Below are 26,949 nucleotides of genomic sequence, written 5' to 3' on the forward strand. Positions count from 1 at the left end.
CGGATCACTCCCACTCGATGGTGCCCGGCGGCTTGCTGGTGACGTCGAGCACCACCCGGTTGACCTCGGCGACCTCGTTGGTGATCCGGGTGGAGATCCGGGCGATCACCTCGTACGGCAGCCGGGACCAGTCGGCGGTCATCGCGTCCTCGCTGGAGACCGGCCGCAGCACCACGGGATGCCCGTAGCTGCGGCCGTCGCCCTGCACCCCGACGCTGCGCACGTCGGCCAGGAGCACCACCGGGAACTGCCAGACGCCCCGGTCCAGCCCGGCGGCGGTCAGCTCCTCGCGGGCGATCAGGTCGGCCTGGCGGAGCAGGTCGAGACGCTCCCGGTCGACCGCGCCGATGATCCGGATCGCCAGGCCGGGACCCGGGAACGGGTGCCGCCAGACCATCGCCTCCGGCAGCCCGAGCTGGAGACCGAGCGCCCGGACCTCGTCCTTGAACAGCGTGCGCAGCGGCTCGACCAGGCTGAACTTCAGGTCCTCCGGCAGGCCGCCGACGTTGTGGTGGCTCTTGATGTTGGCGGTGCCGGTGCCGCCGCCGGACTCGACCACGTCCGGGTAGAGGGTGCCCTGGACGAGGAACTCCACGTCGCCGTGGGCGGCGATCTCCCGCGCGGCGGCCTCGAACACCCGGATGAACTCCCGGCCGATGATCTTGCGCTTCTGCTCCGGGTCGGTCACCCCGGCCAGCGCGCCCAGGAACCGGTCGGCGGCGTCGACCACCTTCAGCTTGATGCCGGTGGCGGCGACGTAGTCCTTCTCCACCTGCTCGGCCTCGCCCGCGCGCAGCAGGCCGTGGTCGACGAAGACGCAGGTGAGCTGGTCGCCGACGGCCCGGTGCACCAGCGCGGCGGCGACGGCCGAGTCGACCCCGCCGCTCAGGCCGCAGATGACCTCCTTGTCGCCCACCTGCTCGCGGATCCGGGCGACCTGCTCGTCGATGATGTTCTCGGGCGTCCAGGTCGGCGCGATGCCGGCGATGTCGTAGAGGAAGCGGCGCAGCATCTCCTGGCCGTGCGCGGTGTGCCCGACCTCCGGGTGGAACTGCACGCCGACCCGGCGGCCGGCCAGGTCCTCGAACGCGGCGACCGGCGCGCCCGCCGACTCGGCGGTCACCGCGAAGCCCGCCGGGGCCTCGGTGACGCAGTCGCCGTGGCTCATCCACACCGGCAGGTCGTCCGGCAACTCGCGGAGCAGCACGCCGGCCTCCGGGCGGGCGCGCAGCGGGGTGCCGCCGTACTCGCGGTTGCCGGTGCGGGCCACCGTGCCGCCGAGGGCCTGGGCCATCGCCTGGAAGCCGTAGCAGATGCCGAAGACCGGCACCCCGGAGTCGAACATGCCGGCGTCGATCTGCGGGGCGTCCGGCGCGTAGACGCTGGACGGACCACCGGAGAGGATGATCGCGGCCGGGTCCTTCGCCAGCATCTCGGCGACGGGCATCGAGTGGGGCACGATCTCGGAGTAGACGTTGGCCTCGCGCACCCGGCGCGCGATGAGCTGGGCGTACTGGGCTCCGAAGTCCACCACGAGGACGGGGCGAGGCGTGCTCATGTGCAGAAAGCCTACCCACCGTCACGCCCGCGCCCACGACGGCCCGCCACACGTCACCCCCGCCGCGCGTGATCTTGCACTTTCCGCCCGGACATGCGGCCCAAAGCCGCACAACGGGGGCCGAAAGTGCACGATCGCGGGAGATCAGGGGCGGAGGGCGCCGGGGGCGTGCGGAGGCACCGCCGGGTGGCGCGGGGGCACCGGGTCCATCCGGGCGTACGGGGAGCCCAGGGGCGGGCGGGGGTCTTCCTCGCCCTTGTTGGGCCAGAAGGACATGGCGCGTTCCGCCTGGGCGGTGATGGTCAGCGACGGGTTCACCCCGAGGTTCGCCGAGACCGCCGCGCCGTCGACCACGTGCAGCCCCGGGTGGCCGAAGACCCGGTGCCACGGGTCGACCACGCCGTCGGCCGGGGTGGCGCCGATCACCGCCCCGCCGAGGATGTGCGCGGTCATCGGGATGTCGAACGGCTCGGTCAGCGCCCCGCCGGGCGTACCGCCGATCTCCTCGGCGAGCAGCCGGGCCGCCCGGTTGCCCGCGGGGATCCACGCCGGGTTGGGCACGCCGTGCCCCGGCCCGGAGACCAGGCGCCGCCCCAGCGGGCCGCGCCGCAACCGGGTGGTCAGCGAGTTGTCCGCCGACTGCATGACCAGGGCGATCACCGTCCGCTCCGACCAGTCGCGCACCGACAGCAGCCGGGCCGCCGGGCCGGGCTGGCGCAGCAGCGTGCCCAGCCAGCGACGCACCCGGTGCGGGCCGCCGTCGACCAGCAGCGACTGGAGCAGCCCCATCGCGTTCGAGCCCCGCCCGTAGCGGACCGGCTCGACGTGGGTCTGCGGGTCGGGGTGGAACGAGCTGGTGATCGCCACCCCCTCGGTGAAGTCGAGCCCGTCGGCGCGGGCCCGCCGGCGGGACACCGAGGCGCCGAGGATCGCCTCCGAGTTGGTCCGGGTCAGCTCGCCGAGGCGGGGCGAGAGCGCGGGCAGCGCCCCCTCGGCCCGCATCGCGTGCAGCAGCCGCTGCGTGCCGAGGGCGCCGGCCGCGAAGACGACCTGGTCGGCGTGGACCACCTGCCGCCGGGCGCGCGGCCAGGCCCCGGTGCGCACGGTGTGCACCGCGTACCCGCCGCCGTCGACCGGGCGCACGGCGGTCACCGTGGTCAGCGGGTGCACCCGGGCGCCGAGCCGCTCGGCCAGCCAGAGGTAGTTCTTGACCAGGGTGTTCTTCGCGCCGTACCGGCAGCCCGTCATGCACGCGCCGCAGTGCGTGCAGCCGGTGCGCTCCGGGCCGGCGCCGCCGAAGTAGGGGTCGGCGACCCGCTGACCGGGCCGCCCGATGTGCACGCCGACCGGGGTGGCGCGGAAGGTGTGCCCGACCCCCATCCGCTCGGCCACCGCCCGCATCGCCCGGTCCGCAGGAGTGACGACGGGGTACGCGGTGACGCCGAGCATCCGCTTCGCCTGGTCGTAGTGGCGGGCCAACTCGTCGCGCCAGTCGGTGATGCCCCGCCACTGCGGGTCGGCGTAGAAGGCGTCCAGCGGCTCGTAGAGGGTGTTCGCGTAGACCAGCGAGCCGCCGCCCACCCCGGCCCCGGAGAGCACCAGCACCCCACCGCCGGCCTTCCGGTCGGCCGCCCGCAGCAGGGTGATCCGCTGGAGGCCGTAGCAGCCGAGGCGGGGCGCCCAGAGGAAACGGCGCAGCCGCCAGGAGGTCTGCGGGAACTCGTCGTCGGCGAAGCGACGCCCGGCCTCCAGCACACCGACCGCATAGCCCTTCTCGGCCAGCCGGAGCGCGGTGACGCTGCCGCCGAAGCCGGACCCGATGACGACCACGTCGTACCGCATGCACGCATCATTACCGCTGAGTAGCCATCGCGCCAGCACGGGTTTCCGCGCGATCATGCTCCGGTCCGTCGATCCGGGGACGCCCGCCCGAACCCGGGCCCGGAGTCCGAACGTTGTCTCACACGGGGGTGTCGCATGGCTCAGGGGACAGGGGCGCAGCGCCCGAGGTGGGTGCTGGGGCTCGCCGCCCTCGCGGCGGCGGTGCTGGTGGCCGCCGGCGTGCTGGTGGTCACCCGCCTCGTCGGCGACGACGGGTCGCGGCGGACCGGCCCGACCGCCGCCACGCCGACCGCGAGCGCCACGCCGCGCGCGGAACCCACCCCGAGCCCCACGGCGCCGCCCGGCGCCGGCATCACCGGCCCGCTCAACCTCCTGCTGGTCGGGGTGGACACCCGGGTCAGCGTGCCCGGCTGGGAGCCGCACGGCGACGCCGTGCTGGTGGCCCACGTGCCGAAGGGGCTCGACCGGGCGTACCTCTTCTCCCTCCCCCGCGACCTGCTGGTCGACATTCCGGCCTTCCCGAAGGCCGACTACGGCGGCGGGAAGACCAAGCTCACCCACGCGATGAGCTACGGCAGCCGGGTGCCGGGCAAACCCGAGCAGCCGAGCACCGCCCAGGGGTTCGAGCTGCTACGCAGCACGGTCAGCGGCTACACCGGGCTGCGCATCGACGCCGGCGCGGTGCTCACCTTCAACGGCTTCGACAAGCTGGTGGACACTCTCGGCGGGGTGGACCTCTACGTCGACCAGCGGGTGGTCTCGCTGCACCGCCGCCCGGACGGCCGGCACCGGGAGCCCGCCCCGGGCGGCGGCGGCTACGTCGGGCCGCAGATGGTCTACGAGAAGGGCGAGCGGCACCTCACCGGCTGGCAGGCGCTGGACTACGCCCGGCAGCGCTACATCACCGGCGGCGACTACGCCCGGCAGCGCCACCAGCAGCAGTTGGTCAAGGCGCTGGTGACCAAGATCCTCGACGAGGACCTGGCCCGGCAGCCGGAGCGCGTCCAGCAGGTGGTGGACGCGCTCGGCGACACGCTGGTCTACGCGGGCGGGCCGCGGATCGTGGACGTCGCGTACGCCCTCGGCGGGCTGTCGCCGGACCGGTTCGTGCTGGTCGGCCTGCCCGGCGAGGGGGTGGGCCAGGGCAGCGCCTACCGGGGCGAGCAGCTCGAGCCGACCGGCCGGAAGTTCCTCACCGAGCTGCGCGCCGGCCGGGCGGACGCGTACCTCGCCGCCCACCCGGAGCTGCGCGTCAAGGGCTGACCGCCGTCACAGCGGCTCGGGCCGGGCGGGGCGCTCGGTGCCGCGCAGCCAGTCGTCGAAGAGGTCGTCGAGCTTCTTGCCCGAGACCCGCTCGGCCAGCGCGACGAACTCGGCCGTGGTGGCGTTGGCGTCCCGCTTCTGCGCCGCCCACGTCCGCAGGATCTCGAAGAACGCCTTGTCGCCGACGGCCACCCGCAGCGCGTGCACGGTCATCCCGCCGCGCTGGTAGACCGACTCGCTGAACAGGTTCGCCACCCCCGGCTCGCCGGGCGGCGTCCGCCAGACCTGGTCGGACGAGCCGGCGTACCGGTCGTCGAACGCCTGCTGGGCGGTGCGCCCGCCGTCGTGCTCGGCCCAGAGCCACTCGGCGTACGTGGCGAGCCCCTCGTTGAGCCAGATGTCCTGCCACCTCGCCAGCGACACGCTGTTGCCGAACCACTGGTGGGCCAGCTCGTGCGCGACCACCCCGGTGTTCTCGCCGCCCCGGAAGAAGCCCGCCGAGTAGACCGGGCGGCTCTGCGTCTCCAGGGCGTACCGGATCCGGGCGTCGGAGATCACCACGCCCCCGTACGCCCCGAACGGGTACGGCCCGAAGACGCTCTCCAGATAGTCGGCCACCTCGACCGTGTCGGCGATCGACCGGTCCGCCGCGCCCTCCGGCAGGTCGGTGGTGACCGCGTGGAACACCGGCCGTCCCTTGTGCTCGCCCTCCGTGATCCGGAACCTTCCGATCACGACGGTGCTGAGGTAGCTCGCCATCGGGCTGCGCTCCGCCCACTTCCAGGTGGTCCAGTCGCCGGCCGTGCTTCTCCCCGCCGGCACGCCGTTGCTGACCGCCGTCAGTCCCTTCGGGACGGTGATCTCGAAGTCGTAGGTGGCCTTGTCCGAGGGGTGGTCGTTGACCGGGAACCAGGTGCTCGCCGACTCGGGCTGGCCGAGTGCGATGGCGCCGTCGTCGGTGTGCAGGAAGCCCCCGACACCGAGGGTCTCGTTGCGCAGCGGCTCCGGCTCGCCCTCGTACGCGATCTCGGCGACGAAGCCGTTGCCCGCGATCAGGCCGCTGGCCGGCGTGACCACCAGCTCGTCGTCCTTGCGGCTGTGCTTCGCCGGGGCGCCGTCCACCGTCACCGACCGCACCGTCAGCCCGGCCAGGTCCAGGTTGAACGCCGACAGGTCTTTCGTCGCCGCCGCCTGGAGCGTGGTGGTGCCGGTGAGCCGGTCCTGCTCCGGGTGGTAGCGGACCTTGACCGTGTAGCGGCTGACGTCGTACCCGCCGTTGCCGTAGGTCGGGAAATATTCGTCGCCGACGCCGGCCGCCCCGGGCTTGAACTGGCGGGCCGCGCTCGGCGACGCGGCGTCCGTGGCCGGGGCCGGGGCCGGTTCGTCGGCCGACCCGCACCCGGCCAACCCGAGCGCCCCGGTCAGCAGCAGGCCGGTGCCCGCGCGCAGAAGCCTCCGCGACAGCGTCATCGCCTCGTCCCTTCCCCTGTGCCGCCGGCTGCCCCGCCGGCGACCCCGTGCCGGACCCGCGCCCGGCCGGTCCGGCGGCAGCCTACCGAGCGGCCCTGAGAGTCGCGTCAGGGCAGGGCGGGGGCGGAGTCGCCGACGAGCCAGGCGTCGAAGAGCTGGCGCAGGGACTTCCCGGAGACCCGTTCGGCCAGGGTGACCAGGTCCTCGGTGGTGGCGTTGCCGCCCCGCCGCTCGGCCGTCCAGGTGCGCAGGATGCGGAAGAACGCGTCGTCGCCGACCGTGCGGCGCAGCGCGTGCACGGTGAGCGCCCCGCGCTTGTAGACGGCCGTGCCGAACAGCCCCGACCGTCCGGGGTCGACGACCGGGCGGGACCAGTCGGTGGCGGCGTACTCCAGTTCGAAGGTGCGCTGCGCGGTGCGACCGCCGTCGTGCTCCTCCCACAGCCACTCCGCGTAGCTGGCGAAGCCCTCGTTGAGCCAGATGTCGCTCCACCGGGTCAGCGTCACGCTGTTGCCGAACCACTGGTGGGCCACCTCGTGCGCGACCACCCCCGGGTTGGGGCGGCCGTTGCGGAAGAAGCCGGGCCCGTAGACCGGCCGGGACTGGGTCTCCAGCGCGTAGCCGACCCGGTCGTCGGTGACCACGACCCCACCGTAGGCGTCGAACGGGTACGGCCCGAACCGGCTGGCCAGGAAGTCGGCGATCTCGCCGGTACGGGCGAGCGAGGCGGCCTCGGGGCCGGTGGCCAGCAGACGCGCCGGCACGGCGGTGACCATCGGCTTGCCGGCGTGCGTGCCGGTCTGCACCCGGTAGGCGCCGATCACCAGCGTGGTGAGATAGCTGGCCATCGGGGCCCGCTCGGCCCACCGCCAGGTGGTCCAGCCGTCGGCGCTCGTCCTTTCCCCCGGCACCCCGTTGCTCAGCGCGGCCAGCCCGTCCGGGACGGTCACCTCGATGTCGTACGTGGCCTTGTCCGACGGGTGGTCGTTGACCGGGAACCAGGTGGCCGCCGACCAGGGCTGCCCGAGCGCGACCGCGCCGTCGGCGGTGTGCAGGAACCCACCGGTGCCGAGCTGCCCGTCGGCCTTCGCGGTCGGCACGCCCGAGTAGTCCACCTCGACCGCGAACTGCCGGCCCTGCGGGAGGCCGTCGCGCGGGGTCACCACCAGCTCGTCGCCGTCGCGCCGGTGCTCGGCGCGGGCGCCGCCCATCGTGACCGCGGCGACGTCGAGGCCGGCGAGGTCGAGGGTGAACCGGGACAGCCCGTGCACCGCCGTCGCCACGACCTTCGCCCGCCCGGTCAACCGGTCGGTCGCCGGGTCGTACCGGACCGCCAGGCGGTAGTGCGAGACGTCGTACCCGCCGTTGCCGGCGCCCGGCACGTACGGGTCGGCGAGGTCGACGCTGCCCGGGCGCAGGCCGTCGCGCCCGCCCCGCCGGTCGGCGGCATCGGTGGTGCAGGCGACCAGCAGCGCGAGCGCCGCCGCCACGGCGACGAGCGTCGGGCGGATCCGGTCAGGAGTACGACGCACCGGCCGAGCCTATCGGCGCGACCGGTGCGTGCGGTGCTTCTTCGTGCGGTCAGCGGTCGAGGACCAGGCCGACCTTCTGGAACTCCTTGAGGTCGCGGTAGCCGCACTTGGCCATCGCCCGGCGCAGCCCGCCGAAGAGGTTGAGCTGGCCGTCCGGCTCGTCCGCCGGGCCGAAGAGCAGCTGCTCCATCGACCCCAGCGGCTCGCCGGCCACCTCGAACGCGCCCCGGGGCAGCGACGGGTGGCTGGCGGCGGAGTGCCACCAGGCGCCGCCGGCCGGCGCCTCCGCGCAGAGCGACAGCGGCTCGCCGAGCATCACCGCGTCCGCGCCGCAGCCGAGGGCCTTCGCGATGTCGCCCGAGGTCTGGATGTCGCCGTCGGCGATCAGGTGCACGTACCGGCCGCCGGTCTCGTCGAGGTAGTCCCGGCGGGCCGCGGCGGCGTCGGCGATCGCGGTCGCCATCGGCACCCGGATGCCGAGCACGGAGTCCGTGGTCGACCAGTCGTCGCCGCCGATGCCGACGATCACGCCGGCCGCGCCGGTGCGCATCAGGTGCAGCGCCGTCTTGTAGTCCGTGCAGCCGCCGACGATGACCGGGAGGTCCAGGTCGGCGATGAACTCCTTGAGGTTCAGCGGCTCCTCGGTGGTGGAGACGTGCTCGGCCGAGACGATGGTGCCCTGGATGACCAGGATGTCCACGCCGGCGTCGAGGATCACCGGGGCCAGCGCCAGGGTGTGCTGCGGGCTGACCCGGACGGCCACCGTCCCGCCGCCGGCGCGTAGCTCACGGACCCGCTCGGCGATCAGGTCGGGGCGGATCGGCTCCGCGTACACCTCCTGGAGCCGCTTGGTGGCACGGGCGTCCTCGCCCAGCGCGGACAGCTCCTCCAGGACCTTCGTCGGGTTCTCGTAGCGGGTCCACAGGCCCTCGACGTTGAGCACGCCGAGACCGCCGAGCTGGCCGAGCCGGACGGCGGACGCCGGGCTCATCGTCGCGTCGGAGGGGTGCCCGACGCAGGGGATGCCAAACTGGTACGCGTCGAGCTGCCAGGCGGTGGAGACGTCGTCGACGTCCCGCGTCCGGCGGCTCGGCACGATGGCGATGTCGTCCAGGTGGTAGCCGCGCTGCGCGGTCTTGCCCAGCCCGATCTCGACCACGTCACGCATGGGGACTCCAGTTGTCACAGGGGGATGGTCAGCGGGAGTGGTAGTTGGGCGCCTCGACCGTCATCTGGATGTCGTGCGGGTGGCTCTCCTTGAGCCCGGCCGCCGTGATCCGGATGAGCTGACCGCGGCGGTGCAGCTCGGGGATGCTCTCCGCGCCGACGTACCCCATCGCGGCGCGCAGCCCGCCGATGAGCTGATGGGCGACGGCGGACAGCGGGCCGCGGTAGGGCACCTGGCCCTCGACGCCCTCGGGGACCAGCTTGTCCTCGGCGAGCACGTCCTGCTGGAAGTAGCGGTCCTTCGAGTAGGACTTGGCCTGCCCGCGGGACTGCATCGCGCCGAGCGAGCCCATGCCCCGGTACGCCTTGTACTGCTTGCCGTTGATGAAGATCAGCTCGCCGGGGCTCTCCTCGCAGCCGGCCAGCAGGCTGCCGAGCATCACCGTGTCGGCACCCGCGACCAGCGCCTTGGCGATGTCGCCCGAGTACTGGATGCCGCCGTCGCCGATGACGGGGACGCCGGCCGGCCGCGCGGCGCGGGCGGCCTCCATGATCGCGGTGATCTGCGGTACGCCCACCCCGGCGACGATCCGGGTGGTGCAGATGGCACCCGGGCCGACCCCGACCTTCACGCCGTCGGCGCCCGCGTCGACCAGCGCCTTCGCGCCGGCGTACGTGGCCACGTTGCCGCCCACGATGTCGATCGTGACGTCCTTCTTGAGCTGGCGGACCATGTCCAGCACCGCCCGCTGGTGGCCGTGCGCGGTGTCCACGATCAGCACGTCGACGCCCGCGTCGACCAGTGCCCGCGCCCGCTTGTACGCGTCGTCGCCCACCCCGACGGCGGCGGCGACCCGCAGCCGGCCGGCGTCGTCCTTGGTGGCGTTCGGGTACTGCTCGCTCTTGGTGAAGTCCTTGACCGTGATCAGCCCGCGCAGCCGGCCCGACTCGTCGACGATCGGCAGCTTCTCGACCTTGTGCTGGCGCAGCAGGCCCAGGGCGTCGTCCTTGCTCACCCCGACCGGGGCGGTGACCAGCGGGGTGCGGGTCATGATCTCGCGGACCGGGGTGGCCGGGTCGGAGACGAAGCGCATGTCGCGGTTGGTGACGATGCCGACCAGCTGGCCCTCGCCGTCCACGACGGGCACGCCGGAGATGCGGTAGCGCCCGCAGAGCGCGTCGACGTCCCGCAGGGTGTCGTTGGGGCTGGCGGTCACCGGGTTGGTGATCATGCCGGACTCGGAGCGCTTGACCAGGTCGACCTGGAGGGCCTGGTCCTCCAGGGAGAGGTTGCGGTGCAGCACGCCGATGCCGCCCTGGCGGGCCATCGCGATCGCCATCCGCGCCTCGGTCACCGTGTCCATCGCGCTGGAGAGCAGCGGGACGCTCAGGTTGATGTTGCGGGTCAGCTTCGTCACCGTGTTGACCCGGCTGGGCACCACGTCCGACTCGCCCGGCTGGAGCAGCACGTCGTCGAAGGTCAGGCCGAGCGGGACCACCCGGGCCGAGCCGGCGGGCAACTCCGGCAGATGGCCGCCCAGCTCGCCGCTGTCGGCGGCGGTCGGCAGATCGGTGCTGGGCGAAATTTCCACTATTGCTCCCCTGAGCTGCTCGGACGGGCTTCAGCGAGGTGGCGCGGGCGGGCGCCGGCGCACGCCGGGTGACTGCGCGTCGTCCCATCGTACCCACTGACCTGGGCCGCCTCCGCCGGTGGCGGCGCAGGTCACCGACGGCCCGGGGGCGGACGCGGCCCCGGCGTTGGGTCTACGGTGAGGGGGTGCACGACGAGCCCATCGACCCCTTCAACGGCGACCCGGCCGACCCGGCCGCCGGTCTGCACGATCCGGGCGACGACGCCCCGCTCGACCCGCTGACCGACGTCGAGCGGCAGGACGTGCTGGAGGACCTCGCCGACCTGGAGATCTACCAGGCGCTGCTGGCGCCGATCGGGGTGCGCGGGCTGGTCATCGAGTGCGAGGACTGCCGGGAGCCGCACTACTTCGACTGGGACCTGCTCCGGGGCAACCTGCGTCACCTGCTCAGCTCCGGGCGGCCCCGGGTGCACGAGCCGGCCTACGACCCCGATCCGGACCACTACGTCACCTGGGACTACGCCCGGGGCTACGCGGACGGCGTGCACGACACCCTGACCGAGGGCTCGGACGAGGAGCCCGGCACGGAGAGCTGAGGCACGGCCGCCGCCGCGGGGGCACCGGCCGCCGGCCACACCCGGCAGTTCACCGGCCCGGCGCCGCGCGCTCGGCACCGAGCGGCAGCCGGCGGTCGCGCTCGCCAGCCCATCGGCCAGGCGCACCGGGCTCAGCCCACCAGCCCGGCATCCCGGGCTCAGGCCACCAGGCCGGCGCGGAAACCGGCGGCCACGGCGTGCGCGCGGTCCCGGGCGCCGAGCTTGCGGAACAGCCGGCGGGCGTGGGTCTTCACCGTGTCCTCCGAGACGAACAGCTCGCGGCCGATCTCGGCGTTGCTCTTGCCCTCCGCCATGCCGAGCAGCACCTGGAGCTCGCGCTCGGTCAGCCCGATCTGGGACCGGCCGCCGCGCGCGCCGGACGCGCCCCGCTGCCCCGCGGGCACCGCCTCCGCCGGCTCACCGGCCGGGTCGGCCGGGTCGTCGCCGCGTTGCGCCGGCACCACGGTCGGCGCACCGCCCGCGCCGTCTGCGGACGGGGCCGACCAGGCGGGGCCGGGGTCGGCCGGCGGCCGGCCGGCCGGGGTGGCGCGGGCGAGCCCGCCGACCGCCGCGGTGTCCCGCGCCGGGTCGGTGACCCGGCTCCGGGTCGCCCGGCCGGGGGCGACGAGCAGCAGCAGGGCCTTGGCGACCGCGCTGGTCAGGTCGTGGTCCGCGCCCTGGATCAGGCCCCGGGCGCCGGCGCTGATGGTGGCGGCGGCCGCCTCCGACTCCTCGGTGCCGAGCAGCAGCACCGAGGCCTGCGGCGCGCGGGCGAGCACCCGGCGCACGAAGCCCGCGCTGTCCGGCCGGGTGAGGGCCGTGTCCGCCAGCACCACGTCGGCCGGACGCTCGGCCAGACGCAACATCACCTCGGGATCGGAGACAGCGGTCCGCACGACGGCGGACAGCCCGAGCCGGGCCGCCGCGGACGTCAGATGCTGCGCCGCAAGCGGTGTCCGAACGCACACGAGAACCGTACGCACAGTGGTCTCCTCTCCGCCCACGAGCAGACCATGACCGAGTCCGGTCGCGAGGAGGTTCCCGGCAATCCTCCGAACTTTTCCGACAAGTAGGGCATATGCCGCTAGTTGCCCAAGGTTTTCGATCACAGAAGTGTGAGCCGGGGAAAGCTCGGGTAGGGAGCATCCAGGCCGGAAACGGCGCGCCTGCGCGGACCGCCGCCCGGACGCCGGTTCACATGGATCTCCGCGGTGCCGCGCGGGAGGAGGGGTGCTGATGTCGAACGTACGTAGACTGCCCGGACCCATCGTCGATCTCTGGGACTGGCAGCGGCTCGGTGCCTGCCGGGGCCGGGACAGCGCACAGTTCTTCCACCCCGACGGCGAGCGCGGCTCGTCGCGCCTGCGCCGCGAGTCCGGCGCCAAGGCCGTCTGCCGCACCTGCCCCGTCCGGGCCGAGTGCGCCGCGCACGCCCTCGCCGTCCGGGAGCCGTACGGCGTGTGGGGCGGCTTCAGCGAGTCGGAGCGGCTGCGGCTGCTCGCCGTCGGCTGGGAGGACCTGGCCGACCGCCGGCAGACCCGGGTCGACATCGCCCGCCTGGAGGCTCGCCTGGGCCGGCCGCACAAGTCGACCGTCCCGGCCCAGCGCAAGATCGCCTGAGCCCGGCCACCCGAGGACCACACCGACGCCGCGCCCCCGCCCGGGGCGCGGCGTCGCGCCGTCCCCGGTCCACGACGGCGCGCCGCCCCCGAAAGGCGTCGGGGCGCACCGTCACGCGGACGGTGCGCCCCGACTAGGCGTACGGCGAGGGTCAGAAGCCCGGGCCGTGCTGGTGGCCGTGACCGTGGCCGTGGCCGTGGCCACCGGCGGCGGCCGGCTCGGCCTTCTCCGGCTTCTCCACCACGAGGCTCTCCGTGGTGAGCAGCAGGCCGGCGATCGACGCGGCGTTGCTGACCGCGTTGCGGGTCACCTTCACCGGGTCGAGGATGCCGGACTTCGCCAGGTCGACGTACTCGCCGCTGGCGGCGTCGAGGCCGTGGCCCCACTCCTTGCCGACGACCTTCTGCACCACGACGTAGCCGTCGTGGCCGGCGTTCTGGGCGATCCAGCGCAGCGGCTCGACCAGCGCCTTGCGCACGATCGAGACGCCGACCTTCTCGTCACCGGTGAAGCCGAGGTCGTCGTCCAGCGCCGGCAGGATCTGCGCCAGGGCGGCGCCGCCGCCCGGGACGGTGCCCTCCTCGACCGCGGCCTTGGTCGCGGCGATCGCGTCCTCGATGCGGTGCTTGCGCTCCTTCATCTCGACCTCGGTCGCGGCACCGACCTTGATGACCGCGATGCCGCCGGACAGCTTGGCCAGCCGCTCGGCGAGCTTCTCCCGGTCCCAGTCGGAGTCGGAGGCCTCGATCTCCTTGCGGATCTGGGCCACCCGGTCCGCGACCTCGCCCGCCTGGCCGCCGCCGTCGACGATCGTGGTGTTCTCCTTGTCGACCACCACGCGGCGGGCGCTGCCGAGCACCTCCAGGCCCACCTGGTCGAGCTTGTAGCCCAGCTCCGGGGCGACCAGCTCGGCGCCGGTGAGGATCGCCATGTCCTGGAGCATCGCCTTGCGGCGGTCGCCGAAGCCCGGGGCCTTGACCGCGCAGACCTTGAGGGTCTTGCGGATCGAGTTGACCACCAGGGTGGACAGCGCCTGGCCCTCGACGTCCTCGGCGATGATCAGCAGCGGCTTGCTGTTCTGGAGGACCTTCTCCAGCAGCGGCAGCAGCTCCTCGATCGCCGAGATCTTCTGGGTGGTGATCAGGATGTACGGGTCCTCCAGGACCGACTCCTGCCCCTCCACGTCGGTGACGAAGTTCGGCGAGATGAAGCCCTTGTCGAACTGGAGGCCCTCGGTGACGTCCAGCTCGGTGGTGAGCGCGGAGCCCTCCTCGACGGTGATGACACCGTCGCGGCCGACCCTCTCCATCGCCTCGGCGATCAGCTCGCCGATGGTGGCGTCCTGCGCGGAGATGGTCGCGACGTGCGCGATCGACTTCTTGTCGGCGACCTCGACCGCGCGGCCGAGCAGCGCCTCGGAGACCTTGGCGGCCGCCGCGTCGATGCCCCGCTTGAGGCCGGTCGGGTTGGCGCCGGCGGCCACGTTGCGCAGGCCCTCGCGGACCATCGCCTGGGCCAGCACGGTGGCGGTGGTGGTCCCGTCGCCGGCGACGTCGTTGGTCTTGGTCGCCACCTCCTTGACCAGCTGCGCGCCGAGGTTCTCGTACGGGTTGGTGAGCTCGATCTCCTTGGCGATGGTCACGCCGTCGTTGGTGATCGTGGGCGCACCGAATTTCTTGTCCAGGACGACGTTGCGCCCGCGCGGGCCGAGGGTCACCTTGACCGCGTCCGCGAGGGCGTTGACACCATGCTCGAGCAGGTGCCGGGCGTCGTCCGAGAAGCTCAGGATCTTCGCCATGAATGTCCCTTCGAAGCGACGTTGCCCCGGCCCGGCGAGCCGGACCGGGGCAACGACACTGATCGGTTGCTTACTTCTCGATGACCGCGAGGACGTCGCGGGCGGAGAGCACCAGGTACTCCTCGCCGGCGTACTTGACCTCGGTGCCGCCGTACTTCGAGTAGAGGACGGTGTCGCCGACCTTGACGTCGACCGGCACGCGGTTACCCTTGTCGTCGATCCGGCCCGGGCCGACAGCGAGGACGGTGCCCTCCTGCGGCTTCTCCTTGGCGGTGTCGGGGATCACGATGCCCGACGCCGTGGTGGTCTCAGCCTCGTTCGCCTGGACCACGATCCGGTCCTCGAGCGGCTTGATCGCAACCTTGGTCGCGGTAGTCACGGGCATACCCTCCTGGGGTACTGGTTTCGTTACCGGTCGGCATGCCGACCGGCGTCAATCTGCCACATGCCACCGGGCGGGGCCGTCGTCGCGGGTGCCGGTCCGCCTGGCGTTCAGCGCCCGGGCCTGACAGCCCGGAAGCTGGCACCCTCGGGGTGAGAGTGCTAATCGCAGGTTATTCCTCGGCTAGCACTCCGTCAAGGAGAGTGCCAACCCGCCGGCCGGCGCGTCGGGCCGGGCGGCCAGAATGACCGCGTGGACCTCGACCAGTTCGCCGCCCTGCGTACGCCCGAGGGGTCGGTCGCGCTCGACGCGGCCGCGCGGGTGGCCGGCGGCGACCCGCTGGCCGCGGCGGCCGCGCTCCGCTCGGCCGGAATGCCGCCCGCGCTGGCGGCGGCCGCACTCACCCAGGCCGAGCTGCGCCGCCGGGCGGTCGGCAAGTTCGGGCCGGCGGCGGCGGGGATGTTCCTGACCCGGGCCGGGCTGGAGCAGGCCACCCGCGGCACCGTCGCGGCGCGGCGCGCACGCCGGCTGCGCGCCGCCGGCGTGCGTACCCTGGCCGACCTCGGGTGCGGCCTCGGCGCGGACGCGCTCGCCGCCGCCCGGGCCGGCATCCGGGTGTACGGGGTGGAGGCCGACCCGGTGACCGCCGCGATGGCCGCCGCCAACGCGGAGGCGGCCGGGCTGGCCGAACTGTTCACGGTGGAGTGCGGCGACGCCACGGCGTTCGACGTCAGCCGGGTCGACGGGGTGTTCTGCGACCCGGCGCGGCGGAAGGCGGGCACTGGGCGGCGGGTCTTCGACCCGAACGCCTACTCCCCGCCCTGGGACTTCGTCATCGGCCTGGCCGCGCGGGTGCCGTACACGGTGGTGAAGGTGGCGCCCGGGATCGACCACGCGCTGATCCCCGCGGGCGCCGAGGCGGAGTGGGTGAGCGCGGACGGCGACCTGGTCGAGGCGGCGCTGTGGTGCGGCCGGCTCGCCGAGGTCCCCCGCCGGGCCACCCTGCTGCGCGGTAAGGAAGGGCCCCCTGTTAACGCCTCCGGTAGAGGAAGGGTCCCCTGCTATCAGGTGACCGGCTCCGGCGACGCCGAGGCGCCGGTCGGGCCGGTCCGCCGCTTCCTGTACGACCCGGACCCGGCGGTGGTCCGCGCGCACCTGGTCGCGGAGCTGGCGGGTGCCCTCGACGCGACGCTGGCCGACCCGAGCATCGCCTACCTCTACGCGGACGCCCCGGCGGCGACCCCGTTCGCCCGCTGCCTGGAGGTCACCGACGTGCTGCCGTTCTCGCTCAAGCGGCTGCGGGCGCTGCTGCGGGACCGCCGGGTCGGGCGGGTGGAGATCCTCAAGCGCGGCTCCGCGCTGGAGCCGGAGAAGCTGCGGCGGGACCTGCGGCTGGCCGGCGACGAGGCGGCCAGCCTGGTGCTGACCCGGGTCGCCGGGGCGCCGACGGCGCTGGTCTGCCGGCCGGTCGGGTAGCCGGCCTTATCGGCTCGCGGGCCACCCGGGCCCGGGTTAGCTTGACGGTCATGGCGGGACAGGGCACTCCGGCGACCGCGCTGCTGACGAAGCGGAAGATCGCCCACAGCACGCATCCGTACGACGTCTCCCCCGACGCGCCGAACTACGGCGCGCTGGTCGCGGCGGCGCTGGGGGTGCCCCCGGAGCGGGTGTTCAAGTCGCTGGTCGCCGAGGTCGACGGCGCGCTGACCGTGGCGGTCGTGCCGGTCACCGGCGAGCTGGACCTCAAGGCGCTCGCCGCGGCGGTCGGCGGCAAGCGGGCCGCCATGGCCGACCGGGCGGTGGCCGAACGGGTCACCGGCTACGTGCGCGGCGGGATCAGCCCGCTCGGCCAGCGCCGGCGGCTGCCCACGGTGCTCGACTCGTCGGCGCTCGACCACCCCACCGTCTACGTCTCGGCGGGCCGGCGCGGCCTCCAGCTCCAACTCGCCCCGCAGGATCTGGTCGCCCTCACCGGGGCGGCCACGGCCCCGCTGTCCGCCCGCTGAGCTGCGCCGCTCCCCGAGCCGGCGGGAGAGCGCTCCCGCGTGGGGCGACGGCCGGGTGACAGGGACGTTGCTGAATTGTTACTGCCAACAACAAACTCGCCACCTCGGCACTCTTGTGCCCACAGTGTGACGCGGAATACGTTGCCGGACACAACAAACCAGCATCATCCCCCACCCCCGAAAGGACCCTGCACATGCGCAAGGGCTTCCTCACCCTCGCCGCCGTGGGCCTGCTCGCCACCGGCGGCATGACCGCCTGCGGCGACGACTCCGGCAGCGGTGACCAGGCTGGCGGCAGCGACAAGGCCCCGAAGATCGGCGTGATCCTGCCGGACAGCAAGTCCTCCGCCCGGTGGGAGGGCGCGGACCGCAAGTTCCTGGAGGAGGCGTTCAAGGCCGCCGGCGTCGAGTACGACATCCAGAACGCCCAGGGCGACAAGAACGCGTTCCAGACCATCGCCGACCAGATGATCACCAACGGCGTGACCGCCCTGATGATCGTCAACCTGGACTCCGGCACCGGCAAGGCCGTGCTCGACAAGGCCAAGTCCCAGGGCGTGGCGACGATCGACTACGACCGGCTCACCCTGGGCGGCTCGGCCACCTACTACGTCAGCTTCGACAACGAGGCCGTCGGCAAGCTCCAGGGCGAGGGCCTCAGCAAGTGCCTCACCGACAAGGGCGCCAAGAACCCGGTCGTGGCCTACCTCAACGGCTCCCCGACCGACAACAACGCGACCCTGTTCAAGAACGGGTACGACTCGGTGCTCAAGCCGAAGTTCGACTCGAAGGAATACACCAAGGGCCCGGACCAGAACGTCCCGGAGTGGGACAACGCCCAGGCCGCCACCATCTTCGAGCAGATGCTCACCCAGACCCGCGGCAAGATCGACGGCGTGCTCGCGGCCAACGACGGCCTCGGCAACGCGGCCATCTCGGTGCTGAAGAAGAACAAGCTCAACGGCAAGGTCCCGGTGACCGGCCAGGACGCCACCCCGCAGGGCCTGCAACACATCCTCGCCGGCGACCAGTGCATGACCGTGTACAAGGCGGTCAAGCAGGAGGCCGACGCCGCCGCGGAGCTGGCCATCGCGGTGGCCAAGGGTGTGAAGAAGGACACCCCGCAGACGGTCAAGGACCCGGAGGGCGGCCGGGACGTCCCGGCGGTGCTGCTGACCCCGAAGGCGATCTACAAGGAGAACGTCAAGGACGTCATCGCCGACGGCTACGTCACCAAGGACGAGGTCTGCGCCGGGACGTACGCCAAGCTCTGCGCCGACGCCGGCATCAGCTGACCCGTACCCGATCCACGCGCACGCCGCCCGGCACGGCCCCTGTGCCGGGCGGCGGCTCGCGCCGACGGGACCCGAGACCTCCCCTCCGTCTGAAGGAGACCCCCGTGTCCGCACCCCCCCTGCTGGAACTACGCGGGATCGACAAGAGATTCGGTCCCGTCCAGGTCCTGCGCGACGTCGCCTTCGCCGCCCACCCCGGCGAGGTGACCGCGCTGGTCGGCGACAACGGCGCCGGCAAGTCGACCCTCGTCAAGTGCATCAGCGGCATCCATCCCACCGACGCCGGCCAGTTCCTCTTCGACGGCCGGCCGGTGACCATCAACAGCCCCCGCGACGCCGCCGCGCTCGGCATCGAGGTCGTCTACCAGGACCTCGCGCTCTGCGACAACCTCGACATCGTGCAGAACATGTTCCTCGGCCGGGAGAAGCGCAACGGCATCGTGCTCGACGAGCCGACCATGGAGCAGATGGCCGCCGACACCCTCGCCGGGCTGAGCGTACGGACCGTCAAGTCGCTGCGGCAGCACGTCTCCAGCCTCTCGGGAGGCCAGCGCCAGACCGTCGCGATCGCCAAGGCCGTGCTCTGGAACAGCAGGCTCGTCATCCTCGACGAGCCGACCGCCGCGCTCGGCGTCGCGCAGACCGCCCAGGTGCTCGAACTGGTCCGCCGGCTCGCCGACAACGGCCTGGCCGTGGTGCTCATCTCGCACAACATGAACGACGTCTTCGCCGTCTCCGACCGGATCGCCGCGCTCTACCTCGGCCAGATGGTCGCCCAGGTGAAGACCACCGACATCACCCACGCGCAGGTGGTCGAGCTGATCACCGCCGGCCGCTCCGGCGGGCACGGGCTCGCCGCCGACCCGGCCAACGGCGGCAACGGCCACGGCGCGGGGCCGGCCGGCAGCAACGCAGGAGGCCTCCGATGATCACGACCGTCGTGCGGAAGGACGGCCGGGCGGCCGTCACCGCACCGCCCACCCTCCGCAGCCACGTCCGCAGCTACGTCAGCCGGGTCCGCGGCGGCGACATCGGCGCACTGCCCGCCGTGCTCGGCCTGGTCGTGCTCTGCACGGTCTTCTCGATCATGCGGCCGTCGTTCCTCACCGCCGGCAACTTCGCCAACCTGTTCACCCAGGGCGCCGCGGTCACGCTGATCGCGATGGGCCTGGTCTTCGTCCTGCTGCTCGGCGAGATCGACCTCTCCGCCGGCTTCGCCAGCGGGGTCTGCGCCGCCATCCTCGCCAACGTCGTCACCGTGCTCGGCCACCCGTGGTACGTGGCCGTGCTCGCCGCGATCGTCACCGGCGTGGTGATCGGCACCGTCCTCGGCTTCCTGGTCGCGAAGATCGGCATCCCGTCCTTCGTGGTGACCCTCGCCGGGTTCCTCGCCTTCCAGGGCATCGTGCTGATGCTGATGGAGGAGGGCACCAACATCTCCGTCCGCGACGAGGTGCTGGTGGCCATCGCCAACCGCAACCTCTCCCCCGTCCTCGGCTGGCTGCTGGCCGCCGTGGCGGTCGCCGGCTACGCGGCCGTGCAGCTGCTCCGGCACCGTACGCGGGCCTCCCGGCGGCTGGTCACCGACCCGATCGCGGTGGTGTTCGCCCGGATCGGCGGGCTGGCGCTCGTCCTCGGGACGGCGGTCTTCATCCTCAACCTGGAGCGCAGCCGCAACGTCGTGATCAGCTCGCTCAAGGGCGTGCCGATCGTGGTGCCGATCATCGCGGTGCTGCTGGTCTTCTGGACGTTCGTGCTCCAGCGCACCAGCTACGGCCGGCACGTCTACGCGGTGGGCGGCAACAAGGAGGCGGCGCGCCGGGCGGGCATCGACGTGGACCGGATCCGCATCTCGGTCTTCGTGATCTGCTCCTCGATGGCGGCCGTCGGGGGCATCGTCGCCGCCAGCCGGGCCAACTCGGTGGACCCGAACACGGGTGGCAGTAACGTACTGCTCTACGCGGTCGGCGCGGCGGTCATCGGAGGCACCAGCCTCTTCGGCGGCAAGGGCCGGGTGCTCGACGCCGTCCTGGGTGGCGCGGTCGTCGCGGTCATCGACAACGGGATGGGCCTGATGGGATACAGCTCGGGGGTGAAGTACGTGGTCACCGGCGTGGTGCTGCTGCTCGCCGCGAGCGTGGACGCGTTCTCCCGCCGGCGCTCCGCCGCCACCGGCAACCGCTGACGCGCGGCACCGGAAGTGACGACAGCGATGCGCGCAGGCCCCAGCCAGGACGAGATCCGCCGGCAGAACCTGGGCGCGTTGCTGCGGTACGTGCACGTGCACGGGGCGACCACCCGTGCGGAACTCACCACCACGCTCGGGCTCAACCGCAGCACCATCGGTGCGCTGACCGCCGACCTGGCCGGTGCCGGGCTGGTCAGCGAGGGGGCGCCGAAGGAGACCGGCCGGGCCGGGCGACCGTCGCTGGTCGTCCGGCCCGAGTCGGAGCGGGTGCACGCGTACGCGTACAGCATCGAGGTGGACCGGCTGCGGGCGGCGCGGGTCGGCCTCGGCGGCGCGGTGCTCGACCGCCGGGAGCTGGCCCGCCCCCGGGGTCTGACCGCCGCGGAGGCCGCCCCGCTGCTGGCCGGCGCGGTCAAGGAGATGCAGCAGACGGTGCCGGCGGACTCGGTCTGCGTCGGCGCGGGCGTCGCGGTCTGCGGCATGGTCCGCCGCGACGACGGCCTGGTCCGGCTGGGACCGACCACCGGCTGGGTGGACGAGCCGATCGGCGCGGCGCTCGCCGCCGAGCTGGGCTGCGAGGTGCCGGTCACGGTCGGCAACGTGGCCGACGTGGCGGCGTTCGCCGAGCACGCGCGCGGCGTGGCGGCCGGCTGCGACAACGTCATCTACCTGTACGGGGACGTGGGCGTGGGCGCCGGCATCATCGCCGGCGGGCGGCGGCTGACCGGGCACGGCGGCTACAGCGGCGAGGTCGGACACATGGTGGTCGTCCGCGACGGCCCGCCCTGCGAGTGCGGCTCGCGAGGCTGCTGGGAGACCCAGATCGGCGAGCACGGGCTGCTCCGCGCGGCCGGACGCACCGACGCGCGGGGCCGGGACGCGCTGCTGGCCGTCTTCGACGCCGCCGACCGCGGTGACGCCCGGGCGCAGACGGCGGTCCGCCAGGCCGGCGACTGGCTCGGTTTCGGGGTGGCCAACCTGGTCAACATCTTCAACCCGGAGATGGTCATCTTCGGCGGCACGATGCGGGACCTCTACCTCGCCGCCGCCGCCCAGGTGCGCAGCCGGCTCAACTCGATCGCCCTGCCGGCCTGCCTGGAGCACGTCCGGCTGCGCACCCCGAAGCTGGGCGACGACGCGGCGCTGATCGGCGCCGCCGAGCTGGCCTTCGAACGGCTGCTCGCCGACCCGCTCGACGTCGGCTGACCGGTCGGCCGGCCGCCGGCACGCCCAGGGTCACGCCAGGCCGGGAAGACGCAGCGTCACCAGGAAGGCCGAGGACCGGTTCCGTGAACTGATGGGATGCCCGGTCCGTACCACTGCCCGCTACTCGTTCGGCTCCGGTCCCAGTAGCCGGATCTCCTCGATGTCGAGGACGGCCTGCACGTCCCGGAGCACGATGTCGTCGATCTGGTTCGTGTCCCGCAACCTGGTGATCTCGCGGCGCTTGTGTTCCAGTACGGCGAGCCGCAGCCGCCGGTCGAGGTCCCGGGCCTGCTCCGCCGACCGGCCCCGGTCGGCGGAGCGGACGTCGTCGAGGTGCTGCTCGTAGTCGGCCCTGATCCGGTCGACCGCGTCCGGCCCGGCGCCGAGCCGGTCGGCGACCTCGGGCAGCGCCGCCAGGGCGGCCTCGGTGGCCCGCGTCCGGGCCAGGCGCCGTTCGTCGACGCGCCGGGTGTCGCCGACCAGGCCCGCCCACCCGACGACGGCCGGCAGCGTGGTGCCCTGGATCAGCATCGTCGTCAGGATGACGACGGCGGTCGTGAAGATGATCAGGTCACGCCCGTGGACGGGCGTGCCGGTGGGGGTCGTCACCGGCACCGCGAGGGCCGCCGCGAGGGACACCGCGCCCCGGAACCCCGCCCACCCGGCCGCCGTACGCACCCGCCAGTCGACCTGCTCGCCCGCCAGCGACGGGCGGCGGTTGGCGGCCCGGAAACCGAACGCCGCCAGGTGGATCCAGAGCATCCGCGTCGCCACGACGACGCAGGTCACCACGACCGCGATGGCCAGCGCCCGCGCCGTCGACAGGCTGGTGAGGCCGCGCAGCGCGCGCGGGATCTGCATCCCGAGGAGCACGAAGAGCCCCCCGTTGACCAGGAACGTGGCGAGGTCCCAGAAGGCGTACGCCAGCACTCGGGACCGGGCCCGGACGACCCGGGGGGCCGCGTAGGAGAGCACGAGGCCGGCGACCACCACGGCCAGCACCCCGCTGGCGTGGACGAGTTCGGCGAGGAGGAACGCGACGAACGGCGTGAGAACGCTCAGCGCGCCCTCGCGCAGCGGATCGTCGAGGCGTCGCCGGACGACGATCACCGCCCAGCCGACCAGCAGGCCGGCGACGACGCCCCCGGCCGACGCGCCGACGAACCGCTCGGCCAGCCCGAGCGCGCTCGGCTCGGTGCCCCCGACGATCAGGCCCACCGCGACGGTGAAGAGCACCAGCGCGGTGCCGTCGTTGATCAGGCTCTCCGCGTGCAGGGTGGTGAGGATGCGGCGCGGCATCCGCTTGGCCAGGCCGGAGACCGCCGCGGCGTCGGTAGGCGCGAGCACCGCGCCGAGCACCCAGGCCGCGGCCGGGTCGATGCCGAGCCGCTGCGCGACGAGCGACACGGCGACCATCGTCGCCGCCACCAGCCCCACCGCCAGCAGCGTGATCGCCAGCAGGTTGGTGCGGATCTCGCGCAGGCTGGTGGTGATGCTCTCCCGGTAGAGGATCGCCGGCAGGAACAGCAGCAGCACCACCTCGGGCTCCAGCACCACGTGCGACAGCGGCGGCAGGAGCGCCAACAGCGCGCCCGCCGTGATGAGCAGGACCGGGGGCGCCACGCTGTACCGCCCGCCGAGGGTGGTGCCGACCAGCACCGTGACGCCCAGCACCACGATGAGTTCGAGACCGCCCACGTCGCTCCCCCGTCACCCGCCGGCCGCGCCGCAGTGGCGGGCGCGCGGTCGCCTGCCACTGGCAACATCGTGGTACGGCACGCGGACGCGGCACGGCCGAACCGTCGAACGGGTGACGGACGGCGATGTCAGGAGCGGGTGGCGGACGGCGACGTCAAGACCGCGTGACCGGACGGCGACGTCGGGAGCGGGTGGCGGGCGGCGCGACGTCAGGGCCGGTGGCGGCCGGTCGGCGTCAGGAGCGGGTGCCGTGCCAGGAGCGCCAGAGGGCCGCGTAGGAACCGCCTGCGGCGACCAGCTCGTCGTGCGGGCCGATCTCGATGATCCGGCCGTCCTCGACCACCGCGACCCGGTCGGCGTCGTGCGCCGAGAAGAGGCGGTGCGCGATGGCGATCACCGTCCGGCCCTGGAGCACGGCCGCGAGGGAGCGCTCCAGATGCCGGGCGGCCCGGGGGTCGATCAGCGAGGTGGCCTCGTCCAGCACCAGCGTGTGCGGGTCGGCCAGCACCAGCCGGGCCAGCGCCAACTGCTGCGCCTGCGCGGGCGACAGCGGGTGCCCACCGGCCCCGACCACCGTGTCGAGCCCGTCCGGCAGCGCGTCGGCCCAGTCCAGCGCGTCGACGGCGGCCAGCGCCGACCGGACGGCCGCCTCGTCGGCGCCCGGCCGGACCATCGCCACGTTGTCCCGCAGCGTGCCGATGAAGACGTGGTGCTCCTGGGTGACCAGCGCGACGTGCGTCCGCAGTTCGGCCAGGGGCAGCTCGTCGAGCCGACGTCCCGCCACGGTGACCGAGCCGGAACGGGGCGCGTGCACCCCGGCGAGCAGCCGGCCGAGGGTGGACTTTCCGGCGCCCGAGGGGCCGACCATCGCCAGCTTCTCCCCCGGCTCCGGCACCAGGGTCACCCCGTGCAGCACGTCCCGCCCCGTCCGGTACGCGTACCGGACGTCCCGGGCGGCGAGCCGCCGGTCGCCCGTCGGCACGTTGACGCCGGCTCGCGTCGACGACCCGGCCGGGGCCGGGGACGTGGTCGGGGCGTCGGCGTCGGCCACCCCGAGCAGGCGCGCCAGCGAGGCGCCGCCGACCTGCAGCTCGTCCAGCCAGGAGAGCAGCCGGTCGACCGGGTCGATCAGTTGTTGAACGTAGAGCGTGGCGGCGGTGACCTCGCCGAGGCTCACCCAACCCTTCAGGTGGAACCAGCCGCCGATGATCAGCGTGGCGACCACCGGCACCACGTAGCCGATCTCGGTGACCGGGAAGAACACCGTGCGCAGCCGCAGGGTGTAGCGCTCGGCCGCGTACGACCGGCGGATGTCGGCGTCGGTGCGGGCCCGGCGGCGCGCCTCCTGCCGCAACGCCTCGGTGGTGCGCGAGCCCTCGACGGTCTCGCTGATCCCGTCGGTGATGTCGGAGTAGGCGGCGTTCTCCCGCAGGTAGCCGTCCGGGGCGCGGCGCAGGTACCACCGGGTGCCGGCCCACAGCAGCGGCACCGCGACCAGGCAGGGCACCGCGAGCAGCGGGTTGACCAGGAGCAGCGCGCCGACGATGAAGCAGCCGGTGACGACCGCGATCAGCGTCTCGGGCACCGCGAACCGGACCGTCCGGGACAGCGCGGAGACGTCCCGGGACGTCCGGGTGAGCAGGTCGCCCGTCCCCGCCCGCTCCACGGTGGCCAGCGGCAGCGCCAGGATCCGGTCGACGAACTCCTCGCGCAGCTCGGCCAGCACCCGCTCGCCGAGCCGCGCCGACGCCAGGTGGGCGAACCGCACCAGCACCGACTGCGCCACCACGAAGCCGGCGATCAGCAGCGCGATCCGGTCGACGGTGACGCCCGTCGTGCCCCGGGAGATCCCCTCGACCAGGTCGCCGAGCAGCCACGGCGCGACCAGGCCGGCCGCCGCGGCCAGCGCGTGCAGGCCGAGCGCCACGCCGAGCGCGCGCGGGTGCCGGCGCACCAGCGCACGGGCGTAGCGGCGCACCTGGCCTGCGTCGGCGACCGGCAGTGCGGTGGCCATCAGTCCTCCCCCCGGCTGACCGTCGCCCGGTAGCGCGGTTCGCCGTCGAGCAGTGCGGTGTGCGCCCCCTCGGCCACCACCTTGCCGTCCTCCACGAAGATCACATGGTCGGCGCGGCTCAGCACGAGCGGGCTGGTGGTGCAGACCAGGGTGGTCCGGCCGGCCCGGGCCGCGCCGAGCCGCTCGGCGATGCGGGCCTCGGTGTGCGCGTCCACGGCGCTGGTCGGCTCGACCAGCAGCAGGGTCTCCGGGTCGGCGACGAGCGCCCGGGCCAGCCGCAGCCGCTGCTGCTGGCCGCCGGAGAACTCCCGCCCCCGCTCGGCCACGGCGCTGGCCAGCCCGTCGGGCAGGGCCTCCACGATGTCCGTCGCGCTCGCCGCCGCCAGCGCCGCCGCGATCGCCGCCTCGTCGGCCCGGTCGTGCGGGTCCAGCTCCGCGCGCAGCGGGCCGGTGAACAGGTGCGCGTTGTTGTCGGCCACCAGGATCCGCTCCCGCACCGTCGCCAGCGGCAGCGCCCGCAGCGGTACGCCGTGCAGCATCGCGTCCGAGTCGACGTACCGGCCGAGGCGGTCCACGATCGCCGCCGCGTCCTCGGGCGCGGTCGCGGCGAGCGCGGTGAACCGGCCGGGCCGCACGGTCACGCCCGACTCCACGTCGACCAACTCACCGGGGCCGTCCGGCAGCGCCGCCGGGCGGGGCGGGTCCACCAGCTCCGGATCGAGCCGCAGCAGCCGCACCACGCGCCGGGCGGCGACGTGCCCCCGGGTCAGCTTGTCCACCGCCTCGGTGAGCTGCCGCAGCGGGCTGACCAGGAACGCGGTGTAGCCGTAGAACGCCACGAGCTGGCCGGCGCTGATCTCGCCACGCAGCGCGAACCGGGCGCCGAGCCAGGTGACCAGCACCAGGAACGCGCCGGGAAGCAGCACCTGCGCCGCCTCCAGCAGCGACTCGACCCGGGCCACCCGGAGGCCGTCGGCGCGCAGCGCCTGGGACCGCGCGCGGTAGCGGGCGGAGAGCATCGGCTCGCCGCCGACGCCACGCAGCACCCGCAGCCCGGAGACGATGTCGCCGGCCCGGGTGGTCAGCGCCCCCTCGGAGTCCCGGTAGGCCTGCTGCTGCCGGTGCAGGGGCCGGATGAGCAGCCCGACCACCGCCATCAGCAGCGGCACGCCGAGCACCACGACCAGCCCGAGCGGCAGGGAGGCGCCGAGCAGGATCACCCCGACGGTCACGATCGCGACGACGGCGCCGGTGCCCCGGGCGGTGATGTCGATCGCCGAGCCGATCTGGTTGATGTCGGCCGTGCCGATGCTCACCACCTCGCCGGCGGCCACCCGGCGCGGCAGCGCGGCGCCGAGCCGGTTCGCCGCGCCCACGGTCAACTGCACCGTCCGGTACGCCCCGGCGAGGAAGTTGTGCACCGCGCAGCGGTGCCGCAGGATCCCCGCGACCGCCTGGAGCACGCCCAGGCCCAGCAGCACCAGCCCCCAGGTGAGCAGCGCGTCCTCGTCCCCGCGGGTGAGCCCGTCGACGGCCCGGCCGACGGCCGCCGGCACCAGCGCCTGGGCGACCATCCAGACGACGCCGAGCAGGATGCCGACGGTGAACAGCACCTTGTGCCGCCCGGCCAGCCACACCAGGTAGCGGGTCGCCGAGCGGGTGTCGGGTACGCCGGGGTCACCGGCCGGTGAGAAACGCATGGCCCACCGACGCTAGGCGGGC

At 73.8% G+C, this 26,949-nt stretch carries 21 protein-coding genes; 9 read left to right on the forward strand and 12 right to left on the reverse strand.

The window, feature by feature from the left end:
* Positions 1–4: 4 nt before the first annotated feature.
* A complete protein-coding gene (gene guaA, locus ACGF5G_RS11605) occupies positions 5–1,558 on the reverse strand; it encodes a glutamine-hydrolyzing GMP synthase (protein ID WP_393261513.1) in 1,554 nt (517 codons plus the stop codon).
* Between the two features lie 144 nt (positions 1,559–1,702).
* Positions 1,703–3,400 carry an FAD-dependent oxidoreductase gene (locus ACGF5G_RS11610; RefSeq protein ID WP_393261516.1) on the reverse strand — a complete coding sequence of 566 codons (1,698 nt, stop codon included), beginning with the start codon at positions 3,398–3,400 and terminating at the stop codon, positions 1,703–1,705.
* A 135-nt stretch (positions 3,401–3,535) separates the two neighbouring features.
* Between ACGF5G_RS11610 and ACGF5G_RS11615 the strand changes: the two genes are divergently transcribed.
* Positions 3,536–4,663, forward strand: coding sequence for an LCP family protein (locus tag ACGF5G_RS11615; protein WP_393261519.1), 1,128 nt, complete (start codon positions 3,536–3,538; stop codon positions 4,661–4,663).
* 6 nt (positions 4,664–4,669) lie between these two features.
* Here the strand turns inward: ACGF5G_RS11615 and ACGF5G_RS11620 are convergent, their stop codons facing one another.
* From ACGF5G_RS11620 to guaB, 4 genes are all read right to left on the reverse strand, one after another.
* Positions 4,670–6,133, reverse strand: coding sequence for a M1 family metallopeptidase (locus tag ACGF5G_RS11620; RefSeq protein WP_393261521.1), 1,464 nt, complete (start codon positions 6,131–6,133; stop codon positions 4,670–4,672).
* Between the two features lie 107 nt (positions 6,134–6,240).
* Positions 6,241–7,665 (reverse strand): M1 family metallopeptidase, encoded by a 1,425-nt coding sequence (locus tag ACGF5G_RS11625; RefSeq protein WP_393261524.1) that lies wholly within the window; start codon positions 7,663–7,665, stop codon positions 6,241–6,243.
* A 49-nt stretch (positions 7,666–7,714) separates the two neighbouring features.
* Entirely contained in the window at positions 7,715–8,833 is a 1,119-nt protein-coding gene (locus ACGF5G_RS11630) for a GuaB3 family IMP dehydrogenase-related protein (RefSeq protein WP_350704039.1), read from the reverse strand.
* Between the two features lie 28 nt (positions 8,834–8,861).
* Positions 8,862–10,424: an IMP dehydrogenase gene (guaB, locus tag ACGF5G_RS11635; protein ID WP_350704041.1), complete on the reverse strand. Its 1,563-nt coding sequence runs from the start codon at positions 10,422–10,424 to the stop codon at positions 8,862–8,864.
* 185 nt (positions 10,425–10,609) lie between these two features.
* Here guaB and ACGF5G_RS11640 point away from each other — a divergent pair, with 185 nt between their 5' ends.
* The gene (locus ACGF5G_RS11640) at positions 10,610–11,020 is read left to right on the forward strand and encodes a DUF5319 domain-containing protein (protein ID WP_357455387.1); all 411 of its coding nucleotides are present in this window, start codon (positions 10,610–10,612) and stop codon (positions 11,018–11,020) included.
* A 158-nt stretch (positions 11,021–11,178) separates the two neighbouring features.
* Here ACGF5G_RS11640 and ACGF5G_RS11645 read toward each other — a convergent pair whose 3' ends face one another.
* Positions 11,179–12,003, reverse strand: a complete 825-nt coding sequence (locus ACGF5G_RS11645) for a response regulator transcription factor (protein ID WP_393261527.1) — start codon at positions 12,001–12,003, stop codon at positions 11,179–11,181.
* A 253-nt stretch (positions 12,004–12,256) separates the two neighbouring features.
* Here ACGF5G_RS11645 and ACGF5G_RS11650 point away from each other — a divergent pair, with 253 nt between their 5' ends.
* The gene (locus tag ACGF5G_RS11650) at positions 12,257–12,640 is read left to right on the forward strand and encodes a WhiB family transcriptional regulator (RefSeq protein ID WP_393261529.1); all 384 of its coding nucleotides are present in this window, start codon (positions 12,257–12,259) and stop codon (positions 12,638–12,640) included.
* A 151-nt stretch (positions 12,641–12,791) separates the two neighbouring features.
* Here the strand turns inward: ACGF5G_RS11650 and groL are convergent, their stop codons facing one another.
* Both groL and groES read right to left on the reverse strand, forming a co-directional pair.
* Positions 12,792–14,438, reverse strand: coding sequence for a chaperonin GroEL (gene groL, locus ACGF5G_RS11655; protein ID WP_393261531.1), 1,647 nt, complete (start codon positions 14,436–14,438; stop codon positions 12,792–12,794).
* Positions 14,439–14,508: 70 nt separating this feature from the next.
* A complete protein-coding gene (groES, locus tag ACGF5G_RS11660) occupies positions 14,509–14,823 on the reverse strand; it encodes a co-chaperone GroES (RefSeq protein WP_088998427.1) in 315 nt (104 codons plus the stop codon).
* Positions 14,824–15,072: 249 nt separating this feature from the next.
* On the opposite strand from groES, the gene ACGF5G_RS11665 reads away from it, so the two are divergent.
* From ACGF5G_RS11665 to ACGF5G_RS11690, 6 genes are all read left to right on the forward strand, one after another.
* Entirely contained in the window at positions 15,073–16,296 is a 1,224-nt protein-coding gene (locus ACGF5G_RS11665; RefSeq protein ID WP_393261534.1) for a methyltransferase domain-containing protein, read from the forward strand.
* A 50-nt stretch (positions 16,297–16,346) separates the two neighbouring features.
* Entirely contained in the window at positions 16,347–16,826 is a 480-nt protein-coding gene (gene ybaK, locus ACGF5G_RS11670) for a Cys-tRNA(Pro) deacylase (protein ID WP_350704052.1), read from the forward strand.
* A gap of 194 nt (positions 16,827–17,020) precedes the next feature.
* Positions 17,021–18,121, forward strand: coding sequence for a sugar ABC transporter substrate-binding protein (locus ACGF5G_RS11675; protein WP_393261537.1), 1,101 nt, complete (start codon positions 17,021–17,023; stop codon positions 18,119–18,121).
* A gap of 104 nt (positions 18,122–18,225) precedes the next feature.
* Complete coding sequence (locus ACGF5G_RS11680; RefSeq protein ID WP_393261539.1) at positions 18,226–19,050, forward strand: ATP-binding cassette domain-containing protein; 825 nt, start codon at positions 18,226–18,228, stop codon at positions 19,048–19,050.
* Entirely contained in the window at positions 19,047–20,306 is a 1,260-nt protein-coding gene (locus tag ACGF5G_RS11685) for a sugar ABC transporter permease (protein ID WP_393261542.1), read from the forward strand. The genes ACGF5G_RS11680 and ACGF5G_RS11685 overlap by 4 nt, the downstream gene beginning before the upstream one ends.
* Before the next feature lie 27 nt (positions 20,307–20,333).
* Complete coding sequence (locus ACGF5G_RS11690) at positions 20,334–21,515, forward strand: ROK family protein (RefSeq protein WP_393261544.1); 1,182 nt, start codon at positions 20,334–20,336, stop codon at positions 21,513–21,515.
* A gap of 120 nt (positions 21,516–21,635) precedes the next feature.
* Here ACGF5G_RS11690 and ACGF5G_RS11695 read toward each other — a convergent pair whose 3' ends face one another.
* The 3 genes from ACGF5G_RS11695 to ACGF5G_RS11705 form a co-directional block, all read right to left on the reverse strand.
* A complete protein-coding gene (locus ACGF5G_RS11695) occupies positions 21,636–23,213 on the reverse strand; it encodes a Na+/H+ antiporter (RefSeq protein ID WP_393261546.1) in 1,578 nt (525 codons plus the stop codon).
* A 235-nt stretch (positions 23,214–23,448) separates the two neighbouring features.
* Positions 23,449–25,227: an ABC transporter ATP-binding protein gene (locus ACGF5G_RS11700; protein WP_393261549.1), complete on the reverse strand. Its 1,779-nt coding sequence runs from the start codon at positions 25,225–25,227 to the stop codon at positions 23,449–23,451.
* The gene (locus tag ACGF5G_RS11705; RefSeq protein WP_393261552.1) at positions 25,227–26,927 is read right to left on the reverse strand and encodes an ABC transporter transmembrane domain-containing protein; all 1,701 of its coding nucleotides are present in this window, start codon (positions 26,925–26,927) and stop codon (positions 25,227–25,229) included. Before ACGF5G_RS11705 ends, ACGF5G_RS11700 begins: the two co-directional genes overlap by 1 nt.
* Between the last annotated feature and the right edge of the window lie 22 nt (positions 26,928–26,949).

Origin of the sequence: Micromonospora sp. NPDC047730, from assembly GCF_043204765.1 — a bacterium.
Lineage (GTDB): Bacteria > Actinomycetota > Actinomycetes > Mycobacteriales > Micromonosporaceae > Micromonospora.